General features: G+C 49.8%; 13 protein-coding genes. 7 read left to right on the top strand and 6 right to left on the bottom strand.

Annotated elements, in window-relative coordinates; all coding sequences use genetic code 11:
- Positions 1-36: 36 nt before the first annotated feature.
- The 4 genes from CCUR_RS06910 to CCUR_RS06895 are packed head-to-tail and all read left to right on the top strand — an operon-like array spanning position 37 to position 3,764.
- Positions 37-984 carry a cyclic GMP-AMP synthase DncV-like nucleotidyltransferase gene (locus tag CCUR_RS06910; RefSeq protein ID WP_015778929.1) on the top strand — a complete coding sequence of 316 codons (948 nt, stop codon included), beginning with the start codon at positions 37-39 and terminating at the stop codon, positions 982-984.
- Entirely contained in the window at positions 968-2,620 is a 1,653-nt protein-coding gene (locus CCUR_RS06905) for a ThiF family adenylyltransferase (RefSeq protein WP_015778928.1), read from the top strand. The genes CCUR_RS06910 and CCUR_RS06905 overlap by 17 nt, the downstream gene beginning before the upstream one ends.
- Positions 2,620-3,111: a Mov34/MPN/PAD-1 family protein gene (locus tag CCUR_RS07355; protein WP_015778927.1), complete on the top strand. Its 492-nt coding sequence runs from the start codon at positions 2,620-2,622 to the stop codon at positions 3,109-3,111. The genes CCUR_RS06905 and CCUR_RS07355 overlap by 1 nt, the downstream gene beginning before the upstream one ends.
- Entirely contained in the window at positions 3,102-3,764 is a 663-nt protein-coding gene (locus CCUR_RS06895; protein WP_015778926.1) for a Cap15 family cyclic dinucleotide receptor domain-containing protein, read from the top strand. The genes CCUR_RS07355 and CCUR_RS06895 overlap by 10 nt, the downstream gene beginning before the upstream one ends.
- A 90-nt stretch (positions 3,765-3,854) precedes the next feature.
- Here CCUR_RS06895 and CCUR_RS07350 read toward each other — a convergent pair whose 3' ends face one another.
- Positions 3,855-4,604 (bottom strand): hypothetical protein, encoded by a 750-nt coding sequence (locus tag CCUR_RS07350; protein WP_015778925.1) that lies wholly within the window; start codon positions 4,602-4,604, stop codon positions 3,855-3,857.
- 320 nt (positions 4,605-4,924) lie between these two features.
- On the opposite strand from CCUR_RS07350, the gene CCUR_RS06885 reads away from it, so the two are divergent.
- The gene (locus tag CCUR_RS06885) at positions 4,925-6,217 is read left to right on the top strand and encodes a hypothetical protein (protein WP_015778923.1); all 1,293 of its coding nucleotides are present in this window, start codon (positions 4,925-4,927) and stop codon (positions 6,215-6,217) included.
- Positions 6,218-6,226: 9 nt separating this feature from the next.
- Complete coding sequence (locus tag CCUR_RS07570) at positions 6,227-6,379, top strand: hypothetical protein (protein ID WP_169302074.1); 153 nt, start codon at positions 6,227-6,229, stop codon at positions 6,377-6,379.
- A gap of 114 nt (positions 6,380-6,493) precedes the next feature.
- Here CCUR_RS07570 and CCUR_RS06880 read toward each other — a convergent pair whose 3' ends face one another.
- Positions 6,494-6,823, bottom strand: a complete 330-nt coding sequence (locus CCUR_RS06880; RefSeq protein ID WP_015778921.1) for an ORF6N domain-containing protein — start codon at positions 6,821-6,823, stop codon at positions 6,494-6,496.
- A 116-nt stretch (positions 6,824-6,939) separates the two neighbouring features.
- Between CCUR_RS06880 and CCUR_RS06875 the strand changes: the two genes are divergently transcribed.
- Positions 6,940-7,551 carry an HD domain-containing protein gene (locus CCUR_RS06875; RefSeq protein ID WP_015778920.1) on the top strand — a complete coding sequence of 204 codons (612 nt, stop codon included), beginning with the start codon at positions 6,940-6,942 and terminating at the stop codon, positions 7,549-7,551.
- A 34-nt stretch (positions 7,552-7,585) separates the two neighbouring features.
- On the opposite strand, the gene CCUR_RS07345 is transcribed toward CCUR_RS06875, so the two are convergent.
- The 4 genes from CCUR_RS07345 to CCUR_RS06850 form a co-directional block, all read right to left on the bottom strand.
- Entirely contained in the window at positions 7,586-8,473 is an 888-nt protein-coding gene (locus tag CCUR_RS07345; protein WP_015778919.1) for a tetratricopeptide repeat protein, read from the bottom strand.
- A gap of 296 nt (positions 8,474-8,769) precedes the next feature.
- A complete protein-coding gene (locus tag CCUR_RS06865; RefSeq protein ID WP_143711828.1) occupies positions 8,770-9,528 on the bottom strand; it encodes a phosphate ABC transporter ATP-binding protein in 759 nt (252 codons plus the stop codon).
- A complete protein-coding gene (gene pstC, locus CCUR_RS07440) occupies positions 9,498-11,282 on the bottom strand; it encodes a phosphate ABC transporter permease subunit PstC (protein ID WP_083771598.1) in 1,785 nt (594 codons plus the stop codon). Before pstC ends, CCUR_RS06865 begins: the two co-directional genes overlap by 31 nt.
- A 28-nt stretch (positions 11,283-11,310) precedes the next feature.
- A complete protein-coding gene (locus CCUR_RS06850; RefSeq protein ID WP_015778916.1) occupies positions 11,311-12,306 on the bottom strand; it encodes a phosphate ABC transporter substrate-binding protein in 996 nt (331 codons plus the stop codon).
- Between the last annotated feature and the right edge of the window lie 505 nt (positions 12,307-12,811).

Here is a 12,811-nt window from a genome sequence, read left to right as displayed (position 1 = left end):
ACAAGATCAAGCTGAAGGCTTGCAGGAAGGAAGAAAATGGCGAGCACACGCAGACTGTTCAGAGAGTTTGATAACGCGATCAAACTCACTACTTCCAAAAGAGACGAACTGACAACAAGCCGCGATGCCATTAGATCCGATATCAGACAATGGCTAAAGGACAAGGACAAAGGGCAAGCGCGATTCAAGTTGCAAGGCTCATTTGCCATGCATACCGTAATCAACCCAATAGATGATGATGAGTTTGATATCGACGATGGACTCTATCTCGAAGAGTTCGAAGATGCAAATAAGGAGGATTGGCCGGCTTGCAGCACGGTTCACAGCTGGGTGGTATCAGCTGTTCAGGGCAGGACGAAGACTCCACCGAAAGATAAAAACGCATGCGTCCGAGTCACCTATGGACATGGATATCATGTCGATATTCCGATTTATATCAAGTTAGATGGAGCCGCTTATTTTGCCGACAAAGCGCGGGGATGGACTCAGAGCGATGCGGAAGGCTTTGTTGAGTGGCTTGACGGAAAGAACGACGCCGAGGGGCAGCTCAAGAGGATTATTCGATACATCAAGAGATGGAAAGACTATTGCAATGTGCCATTGAAAGGCATCGAGCTTACGATTCTCTGCGCCCAAAACTTCAGTCCCGCAAACGGACGCGACGACGATGCAGTTCGATATACGATGGAGAACGTGCTGACAAGTCTTAAGGCATGTTTCGAGTGCAAAAAACCAGTTGCTGCCTGGGAGGATTTGTTCGAAGGCAAATCGGATGCTGATAAGAGTTCCATTCTTGCAAAGCTCGAAAAGCTCCTCGATGCGCTGATTTCAGCATCAAGTACGCCAAGTGAAGGGGATGCAGCTGATTTCCTCAGGGGCGTATTTGGAAGCGACTTTCCAAAGCCTGATCGCCCTAAAAACACATTGGCATACGTTACAACCTCTGCTCCGGCGGTGTTGAAGCACGATGGACGATCTGGTTAGCCGAATTAAAGGCGCCGTAGCAGCTGCGGGCTATGATGTGCTTGAAGGAAAAGGAATAAACGTAGAGGGAAGCTTGCGAAATGGAGCTCGTGTTCGGATGAGCCTCATTCTTCCGTCTGGTTTCCCATACGAACTCCCTGAATTCCAGCTCGATTCAGACATGTTGGCTGAATATGGGAGGCTACCCCATGTTGGCCCGACAGGGCAAATATGCGCCTTTGATCGGGAGACAAACATTCCTTGCCCCTCAAGGCCTGAAGGACAGGTGATCGAGGTCCTGAACAAGACCCTCGAAATCCTCTCAGATGGTATCGAAGGGAAAAACGCGGATGACTACCTTGACGAATTCTTGGCATATTGGGGCTATGGCCAGGAGACTATACTGCCCCTATATTCATTAGTTGATAGCATGGGAAACTGCCCCAGAATTCTGTCCGTATACGCATCGAATCAAGAACAAAAACAGCTCTTCATCTGTGAAAACAAGGAAGAGGCTGTTCAACTTGCGGCAAGGATGGGAGACTTGCAAGAAGAACAAAGCTTCTTGAGATGTCTGTATATACCGCTTTCAAGTCCCATCGCCTATCCGTTCCCTGAAACTCACAAAGAATGGTTTGATCTCATACATAAGGACGATTTGTGCTTTTCGGAGTACGAGAAATTCGTGCAATCGTCAGACAGACAGAAATCGGTAGTTGTGTTCTCGTGCCCTTATCTAGATGGACGCAGGGTCTTTGCGGCTTTTGAGCACGATGGACTCCCTTCCGCGAGTGGCTTCCGTCGGGGCAAGGTGCCCTTGGAAGTAGGTCTATGCAAAATCGGTGAAAACAAGGTGGTCCGTTACGATTATGTAGATGCCAGCCAATCACGTTTGTATTGCAGGGGAGGAACCGGTCTCATCGCGCGCATGAAAGCATGCGTTATCGGATGCGGCTCTCTGGGCGGTTTTTTGGTTGGTGCATTGGTTGCTTGCGGCGTTGATGACTTCGTTCTTATTGATAACCAGACACTTGGAGTCGAGAACATAGCCAGACACTTATGTGGATTCAAAGATGTTGGAAAGCCAAAGGCCGAGGCAGTTAAGGGAAGGATCATTTCGGACAACCCCAATATCAAATGCAAGGTCTACAGCGAGAATGCAAACTCGCTCATTGAGGCGCATTCAAATAGCATCTCGTCATCAGACTATGTCTTTGTGACTGTCGGCTCTTATCCACTTGAGAGGCATGTGATAGAGAAGGCTTTGGAGCTTAATTGGAGCGCAAGAGTGGTTCTGATGTGGGTGGAGCCTTTCGCGATTGCAGCGCATGCACTCGTGCTGAATAAGCCGCAGGATGTTCATTCTAAGATGTTCGATTCAGAGGGTAGGTTTGTTGGTTCTGTGGTTGCCAACAGCAATGAGTTATTCAAAAGGGAGGCTGGGTGTCAGTCAACATACGTTCCGTATTCCGGGTTAGATGTCGAGTCCTTTCTCAACGACTTCGCACGGTCTCTAGTGCGTGGACGACTTGATAAGCACAACTATCACTATGCTTGGTACGGCGCATTGTCGCAGGCTGATATGTTCGGGGTTATTGTTAAACCGGAGCATGCAGATAGATTCGATTACACTAGCGAAGCCCAAAGGATTGACTGATGGTCAGTCGAGTTGTTTTCGAAGATGGCACTACGCTTCGCTTTGCGGGCTCTGTTGTAGAGGAGATCTCGAATCTCATTGCATCTAAGGGTTTTGATTCCGAGTCAGGTGGGATATTGCTTGGGAAGCAGGTTCTTGGAACGCAGCATTTCGAAGTAACTCTTGCATCGAAGCCATCTGCCTTTGACGTTAGTCGGCGATTCTCGTTCCTACGAAGAATGAGCCCGGCAAACAAGCTGATCAACTCTGCATGGCGCAAATCAAAGGGTACCGTTAATTATCTTGGGGAATGGCATACACACAACGAGTCAAAGCCAGTTCCTTCAAAAACCGACAAGTCCCTTATGCTTCAAGTCGTTGAAGACAGCAGCTGCCCGTTCACCAGGGCTTTCATGCTCATAATCGGCAATGCGGGAGAGGTGTATGTTGGTGTGACGAATCCGCAGAATCGCGAAGGCATCTACAACGAAAGACTTATCAAATGGCAATGAGACACTATTCGGTTGAGAACGATACAAGAAAAACAGTAGTTGCCGTGGCGGCAGCAACTGCGACAGTTGCGGCCATTCTTCTCTACGGGCCGACAAACGTGCTGATAAGCATTCTGGTGGAGGCTATGCCGAGCCTTACCTGGCTGGAATATGCAGGCGTCATTGGAGCGTTAGAGCCGATGGTGCTGTTTGGTTTAATATGGCTTCTATTTGATAACGTGATTTGGAACGCCTCGGTTTTCAGGCGCTGGCATCATATTCCATACATTGGCGGTACCTGGGTAGGAACCCTCGATTCTTCTTATGAAAACGAGACTGGGGATAGGACCATTATGCCAATGGCCATGAATATCAAACAAACCTATTCGAAAATGAGTGTGCACTGTACCTTTGCAGAATCCTCGGAGTCTTATGCAGTCATCATAGGAATCGTTGATTGTGATGATGCAAACGATGAGTGCACTCTGGAGTTTTCCTACCACAACAAAGCAATCGACGACAGCGTCGTTTTCGACCCCAATCGTGACGGAACCCATCCTGGCTTCAATTCATTGAGGATTATCAAGGGTAAAGCAGTGGGAAACTATGCAACGCTCCGAAGTAAACCAACAAGCGGGCACATCGAGCTCACGCGAAAGCAAGATAGTGAATAGCTCCCTCGGCGCTGGCATCTTGGTATACCTTGCGCCGAGGGGCTGCCCGGGGCCGTGAGGCCCCGGGCCGTCAAGCCTTGGGGCGAGGTCCTACCCCAGAGGGTTGAGCGCGTTGACGTGGTGGCGGAGGAGCGCCCGGCTCTCTCCGACGATGAGCACGCTCACGATGTCGAAGCAGACCACCGTGCTCTCCATGTCCGATTCGGACAGGTACGCGACTGCCATCCGCTCGAACGCCCTGCGGTCGGGATGCTCGTCGGGGATGCCCTCGCCGGTGTTGGCGTTGACCTCGCAGCTGACGAAGACCAGCTCGCCGTCCTCGTCGGTGGCTATGAAGTCGATGGCGTCCTTGCCGTGGCACCAGCCGTCTTCGAGGATGTCGATGGCCATGGCGTACTTCAGCGCCTGCTTGAGCAGCCGGAACGGCTTCGCGTCGCTCTTGGGCGCGTAGCCGGCCTCGGCCATGTCGTGCATCCAGCCGTTGACCTGCAGGATCGAGAGGTCGCCGAGCCTCACGTCGCCCAGCCAGCGGCAGATCTGCCTCGCCTCGGCGCGGTAGCCGCGCACGGTGGCGGGCTCGATGGTGCCGCTCTTCTCCTTGTAGTCCAGGAACATGTCCATGAACTCGCGCACCGTCATGCTGCTGCCGGCCGTGCCGCTCTTGCGCTCGAGGTCCAGTATCAGCTTGTCGCGCTTCCTCTCCGCCTGCTTGCGGGTCTTCGCGGAAATGGTGTGGTATGACCTGACGGACTCGCCCGTGACGGGGTCGGTGTGCGAGAGCGTCGCCTCCCACTGGTCCTTGGCGCCCCGTTGCCTGAGGCCCCTGCTCGTGTACTTCATCGCAGTTCCTTTCGCGTGGAGTTTTCCACATAGGTTCCTTACCGACAAATTGCCGACAAAGCGTTTTCGGAACTGCCGATTTCAGAGATTTGCCAGAAACCAGATATTTGCAGGCAAGCCGCTGACCTGCGAAAACAGGCCGGGGTTTTCTTTTGACCGACATCTGTCTAAACCATATAACCCCCTATACCCTATAATTCAAAGGTGGCGGGACCCATGACTGAACACCGTCTCTTATTACAGAAACAAATAATCGCGCTAACCGAGATGCGTGACCGTCTCCTGCCCAAGCTTATGTCTGACGAGATAGAGATCTGAACATGAGAGAAACAAAGACGTTTCAGATACATCTCAATCCAGATATTATTGAAGAGTTCAATGCAACTCTTGATGCGCATGAACACATTTCCGAACAAGTCTCGTTTATCGAAAAAGCATTTGATAAGAAAAGATATCGCGGAGTGCCGGCGTGGGATTGCATCTGCGCCTGTGTGCATCGGATACGAGATACCATTGGCTATCTAAATGACCAAACCCTTGGAGTGATGGAGCATGGGAGCGCTTTCGACTTTATAAACTTTATCAACAATGCTTCCGTTGTGCTCAACAGCATTGACATGTTAGCGGATATCTTCGACGTAGACTTGAAGGAAGAAAACGCACGAATCGGCGCTTTTCACATGCCTGGCAGTGACGGCAAAGGCACGGATAAGAAGTACTTTGAGTTCTTGCGCTCGCTCTGCGCTGTACATCCTACAGAAACAAACCGATACAAGGGCACATATCATGATATCGACATTGTCACTTGTCCTTATGTAACGTGGATCCGAGAATCCATTTTTGAGGATATGTGGCATTGCGACTTGCATGGGCATGCGTTCACCAACGACGCAAACAGCTGGGGTGAGGACATCTGCGTTCATATGGATCAGGTGTTCGCATATATAAAATACCGCTACAACCTTCTCAATAAGATCAGCGTTGCACTAGAGCGATTCCAAGAAAGTAAGATTCAGGAGTTTCGAAATACTCCTGTCCCCAATCGCTTGGAAGGCGAATCTGAGATTGAATACATCGAGCGCCTTAAGCAGGTCGAGGCGGAACGTTTCGGTATGGACAACGATTTTGTGTACGACTTTGCAAAGAGAGCGGTCGCGTTCAAGCCATCCAACGCCGCAAACCGGGAAGCTGCAGAAAGGTATGCAAACGCCTGGCGGTTTGCCCTAAGCTTGCAACTGAACGTACTACGCGACATGTCCCGTAAGGGGCCTGAACACGGTAGTATCGTAGGCGACAATTCCGGTTGGGTATTGTTTGAGAATCTCGAATATGGAGACAGACGCTGTAAAGAGCTCGCAGAGTTTGGCTATCAACTTGAAAAGGTCGGCTACCTGGACGGAACAAGGGGTTCAGACAATGCTGCGTGGGGCAGACTCATGCTCAAGGAGGTTGAGCCTGTATTCCGTCCGTACGTCACAATGGATCTGGTCAATGACTGCGACGAGGAGTTATACATGCTCTTCCGTGTTGCACTGTACGAGATCTCGCTCCGTCACGATTGCTGGATCAACCAGCTAATTCCGCAGGATGAGGCATATAGAGGAAACGTTTAAGGTGCTGTCATGACAAAGAGTCGCTATTCAGAGGAAGAAGTCGCGCAGACCACCGCTGGCGAGTTGCTCCACAAAATGGGCTGGGAGCTCGTCTATGCCTACGACAACTGCGGCTGCGTGGAGACATCAGACCCGGGAAGCTACATTGCCACGAGCGGATGACCTAGTTCGCAAGCTCAAGGGCAATCCGAGTTTTATCTTCATCCTCATTCAGAAGTTCAATAACCCTGACATAGAGCTTATAATTCCTGACCACGACGTGGTTATCCTCTGCGACTAGATGCACCGAATCAACAACGGGGTCCTCGCCGCGAGCATGTGCCGCCTCTTGCCGACTGCATCCAGAATCGCATTGATGATTCCATTTTGGAATCTCAAGTCTATGAACTCATTTCGAGTCAGACGAAATTGGAAGTTCTCGGAAAATCTCTCGACATTGCGTGAGACGGCGCGATTAAGGGCGCCGGTTTCGACCTCGTACAGCTTGGCAAGATCGCTGTCGAGTATGACCTGCTTGCCGCGTACGGTGTATATCAGATTCTTGATTTGATTGTCATTGAGAAAGGAAATTGTTGTTACGTTTTCGGAGGGTTCCTCCCCAGACATATTTCTTATCCTTTTCTCGAGCTATTAATGAAATTCCACCAGGTTATATGTTCTATTATCGTCAGTGAAGCGCTCTGCAGTACAAGTGCAGTGCAGACAGGGAAGCGAGGCTGAATGTGGAGAATACGATTCTCGATAAAGCAATTGAGTTCGCCACGCAAGCGCATGCGGGCCAGGTGCGCAAGGGCACTTCGATCCCTTACATCCTTCATCCGCTTGAGGCTGCGGCAATATGCGCGATAGTTACGGACGACTTGGAGGTACTGTCTGCCGCTGTGTTGCACGATGTTGTAGAAGACACCAGTGCGACTGTCGATAAAATCGAGCAGCAGTTTGGGGCTCGGGTGGCCACTCTTGTCGCAGGTGAATCTGAAAACAAGCGCGAGGATATACCAGCTGCTGAAACGTGGCGAGTTCGCAAAAAGGAAACGATAGAGCATATCAAGTCGACCAAAGATCCAGCTGTGAAACTCATCTGCCTTGGCGACAAGCTTTCCAATATGAGGGCTATACATCGTGACTTTGAAGCACTCGGCAATGAGCTATGGAATCGTTTCAACCAGAAGGACCCTGCACAGCACGCCTGGTATTACCATTCGCTCGCTTTAGCCCTCGAATCTGATTTTGGCAAAACAGCCGCATGGCGAGAACTCGCAATGCATATTGATGCGGTATTTGGAAATGTAACAACATCCCTTTTCATGAGCCAAGAAGAGAATCCAGAATAGAGCTGTCGCGCTGTTCCGGCTATGGCCATTAACATCAATCAAGATTGCTTTCGTCAAGCATAGTGCGCGCTTTTTCCTGTCCTTCAATGGCCTGCGTGAGGCGCTTTGTATAGTAAGTTTGACCGTTGGCGATATCGATACGAAGTCCGATTTCCGCCTGTTGAAAGAGCGAAAGCGCACTGAATGGATCAAGTTCCAGGTTCCATTTCTCACATTTAGAATCAATGAGAGTCTGCGCCATCCGAATAGCAGGCTGAGCAACCTGCACAGCCCCATCAGCAAGCTCAAAACTTCTTTGCCATAGCGCAAAGGCGCGACGCATATCACGTTTGACCGACTGACCGCGGGAGTACATATCGCCCAGCTTATAGACCGCTTCATAAGAAGGAGCAAGAGCTGCCGCCAAAGCATAACACTCGTAAGCGCGGGCGCAGTCAGGTTCACCTGTACGACCATATTCATAAATATAGCCGAGATTAATTATTGACTGGAGACATCCGTGGTCGATGGCCATCTCATAAAATTGACGTGCCTTCTCGTAGTTTTGATCAACGATGTCCCCCATGTAATAGAGCGCACCTAAGTCGTTCATACATGTGCCACTACCTTGCGAAACGCCGTATCGGAATCCAAGAAGGAGGAGTTCCCCAACGCGGTCATCACAAGAAGCGGCTTCCATAATTCGAGGTCTATTTTCTTCAACAAACTGGGAAAATAAATCTGGATCGTATGAGAGCGCAGCTTCGGCCAGCTCATGTAAAAGAATCTCGATATCGGGGTTGTACTCAATAGGATCCGCATCTACGAGATCATCATTAGGAGAGAGCTCGGCTACGTCTTTCTTGTCGTTTGATAGAGCAATCCCTCCAAGCTCAAAAAGGCGTTGAAGATCAGCTTGAGAGAAATCAAAAGTATTTTTCATGGTTGGTTCCAATCTCTACACGAGCAAGTAAAAGCATCAACTGTGGAAAGTATAGAGGATTGAAAGGCGGCCTTATCGCGACACATAGTGCATCGGTTTTCTGCTGGTATTCAAGCTGGTGTCGCTCGACGTAGTAGATCGCGCTCGATGAGATATTCTTGGATTATTTCGCCCTGGTGTATGAACTTGTAGATGGATGTGAGCGAGATGGCGAACGGCTTGCTTCTGGGTAGTGAGTTCGTCTTGAGGGGAGGCACCGTCTCCCACACCTTCCACAAGCTGTTCCTGTCGGAGCCTTAGCGGTATAGCTCACGGAGTAGATCGTGGTCAGGTCCATTTTCGTCGAAGAAGTGCTCTGCCGCACCTTCCTTTACTAATTTTCCTTCAGCGAGGCATACCACACGGTCCGCTATACGTTGCGCTTGCGCCAAATTGTGCGTGACCAACAATACAGTCGTTGTTTTCTTCAGTTGCGTGATGATGTTTTCAATTATGTGTGTACTCGCCACGTCCAATGCCGAGCACGGCTCATCAAGCATGAGCACCTGAGGGCACACCGTTAAAGCACGTGCGATGCACAGTCTTTGCTGCTGTCCACCTGAGAGTTCCAAAGCGCTGCGCTTGAGATCCCCATCAATTTCGTCAAGCAATCCCACTTGGTTCAGATAATGCCGTACCTGTTCGTCAAGGCACTTTTTATCGCGTATACCCTGGTAGCGCAACGCATAGGTCATGTTGCGCTCAATGGAGAATGGAAATGGAGCAGGGTTCTGCAGTACGAGACCAATCTGCTCGCGCACCCAGTCAGCCTGCTGTTGGGTGATGTCGGCCCCTTTAAGAAGAACGCGTCCGCTCCAACTGGCCCCGTCCGTCAGTTCGATAGTTCGATTAATGCATGAAAGCAAAGTTGATTTTCCACAACCCGAAGATCCTATAATTGCCGTAACTAAGTGAGGCTGGACAGTAAAGGAAACGTCATCTAAAACAGGAGCATTGCTGTACGAAGCTGAAACATGTTCAAGTGTCAGTATTGGTTCCATTGCTTCTTTCCCCATTGTGCGCCTACCGTAACAATAAGATTGACAAAAAGTACTAGTGTCATCAGTACGAATGCGGTTGCGTAGACCTGCGGGACAGTCGTGCCTTGCGCTAGCATCAAGTACAGATGCAAAGGGAGTGCCATTGCTGGATCAAATATACTGGTTGGCACGGGCGCATAGGCCACGCCACCGGTAAATATCAACGGAGCCGTTGCGCCAAGAGCGTAGCATCCGCCCAGCACTAAGCTGCTGAATAACTCTCCTAGGCAGTACGGTATAGCGATGGTGCGCAGCACGTACGACGTAGAACATCCCAGACTACGCGCATTCACTATAAGTTCGCGCGGGATACTCATAAGTGCTTTTTCAGCTCGCACCTCGATAAAAGGGATAATCATTAATGCCAGCGCTACGCCACCAGCAAGAATGCAGCGTCCCAGCTTAAGTTCGTTTACTAACAACATGTAAGCGAAAAGTCCTAGCACGATAGAAGGTGCACCCGCTGTGCAGGCAATAATGCGCCTGATAGCAGCAGCTATTGTCCTATGCTTGCAATAAAAAGTAGTAAAAATGGCTGTTCCGATGGCAAGGGGAGCGGCAATTACGAGGGCACACACACTAAACCAGATGCTACCCGCTATCGCTGGGAAAACGCCGCCTTCGGTTCCTAAGATAGCACCTGATGGACTGTCAAAAATAAAGTCCCAGGACATGCAGCTTGCGCCCTGCACGAACACATAAGCGAATAAGAACACCACGGTGCCTATCACAAGAGTAATGCTTGCATAGGCCCATGCTTGCACTAAACGTGCGCCCACGCGGCCGAGTATCCACGTGCTTGTCCCGCTACTATAAGTAGTGCGCCGATGCATCCTATTTTTTATGAGGTTGGCGATCACATCGACCGTAAACACGATAACCAGCAATACAAACCCCGCGGCGAACAGCGCGTGCATGTGAGTGCTGTCGACAGCAGCAGTCCCCATTTCTAGCGCAATCAACGATGCGATGGTTTCGCCCTTTCCGAGCAGAGTTGGGAAAAGATTCGCGTTTCCCACAACCATCATTACCGCCATTGTTTCACCCATAGCACGCGCAAACGCCAACATAACGCTTGGCCATAACATGCGTATGGATGCTGGCAAGACAATAGCGTATATGCCGTACCACCGCGGTACACCTAGCAGATATGATGCGGTTAAATATGTTTGCTTAACAGCGGTCATGGTATCGCTCATAGATGACACCATGAAGGGAACAACCATCACAGCAAGCACGATAGCGGCAGCGAGTACACAGCTCCCTGAGGGGTGCCCTGCAGCAAGAAACAGTTTGACTACTACAACAAGACCCACGAACCCATATACCACTGAGGGGATACCTGCAAGCAAGTCGATAGCTGGGTAAACTATATTGCGCACGGTAGTGCTGCCTGCACACGAAAGAAAGAGCGCCGCTCCCACCGAGACAACAAACGACAGAGCCAGTGCCAAAGCAGATACGATCAATGTGGCACATATAAAGTTGAAGATGCCGAATGTTGTACCCGTGCCAAAGTCTACTGGCATCCAAGACTGTCCAAACAAAAAGGAGTCGAGCCCGATTTCGTGCACCACAGGCCATCCTTGTACTGCGGTGGTTATTGCCACGCTTGCGAGTGTGCCTATTGAAAACAGGGTCACCAGACAAAAGAATGCAGACCACAATCGATCCGCCCGCACAGGGCGCGAGCGGATCAAAGAAATAGTATGGTTGGCTATAGCAGACATGTGCGTCGTTGAGTGCGTGAGCTCATATTTACTTGTTGTTGGGGGCAAACGACGGAATATAGCCGTTAGCTACGATGACATCGTAACCAGTTTGCGAATAAACGTAGTCAATAAATGCCTGGCTCGATTTAGTTGGCGTTCCTTTACCAACAAACATAACTGGGCGCTGAATAGTGTAGTCACCTGAGACAATATTTGCCTCGCTCGCTTCGACACCGTCGACTTTCATAGCCACGAGTTTGGTCCCATTTGCATTTGCCTTGTTGTATGCACCAAAGCCGGCGTATCCAATAGCCCATTTGTTGTTAGCAATATTGGTTGCGAGCTCGGTCATCGATGCCGACTGGGTTGCCGACGCCGTTACGGTGCTGCTACCCATAACACTCTTTTGGAATACCTCGTAGGCTCCACCTGAAAGGTCGCGGATGTACACCTGAATTGGTTCGTCAGGAAGCGATGCGTCCACCTGATTCCAGGAGGTTATTTCACCAGCGAAAATCTGGCGGATGGTATCGGTGGACAGATTGTCGACAGTACCTACGATGGGATTTTCAGCATTAACTGATACGGTGAGCGCATCTTTTGCGACCTCGTATTCGGTGTAATCACCCAGCGCTTCTTTTTCGCTATCTTTAAGCGTGCGAGCAACCATGCCGTAATCGCATGTGCCTTCTTCAAGCGCGCTGACGCCTACACCTGATCCACCGGGAGCTACATAGATAGATACGTTAGTCTTTGGGAAGCTGGCATCGACTTCGTTCCATGTTGGGTAAGAATCAGTGAAAGAGGAAGCCAAAGACGACATAATCGGATAAAGCGAAGTGGATCCGCAGAACATGATGTTGGATTTGAACGACTGATCAGTCGCACTTTCTTGAGATGATTGGGATGAATTGCCTTCCTGGCTGCTTGATGAAGTTGACGATGAACATGCGGCCAGCATTCCACAGCACAAGGCGGCTAGGCACACGAAGACTAAAAGCTTCGCGTTCCATGACTTTTTCAGTTTGATCGATTGCGACATTGTGTTCCTTCCTTTTAAGCTCTTTTAACCCTGACAAAGTATTGTTTTGAAAAAGTGATTCGACAGCATTGCCAATCGTAGTATTGCTACCAATTTTTCGAATGCTGTTGTAGCGCTCAAATATCTATACACAATAAGATGGCCGTTTATGCAGAACGGATGAACGACAGAAACGATTTATCAAAGCAGAATATGCAGATGGATGCAGTGTTGGGCGCATAGGATGATGCAGAATTTATTTCGCCCAACTGCGCGCTTCATTGTAAGAGGCACTATTTTACCTGTCAATAAGCACCAGGTGAAAGGGGGTTATGGAAATGAAACTTATATAGTTGGCTGGATTTAGCCGACTAGTGATGCGATCGAGCAGTAATAGATTTAGTCAGTAGTCGAGCAATGCGGACTTATGTGAAGGCAAGCGACTTTATGTCATCCATTTGTTTGGACTTACGAATGAAGCCCTGAATAATTGTTTCCGCCTAAAGACCATTTGCGATATTGTCGT

The organism is Cryptobacterium curtum DSM 15641, from assembly GCF_000023845.1.
GTDB classification, from domain to species: Bacteria; Actinomycetota; Coriobacteriia; order Coriobacteriales; family Eggerthellaceae; genus Cryptobacterium; species Cryptobacterium curtum.
This window is presented reverse-complemented; position numbering and strand designations above follow the sequence as displayed.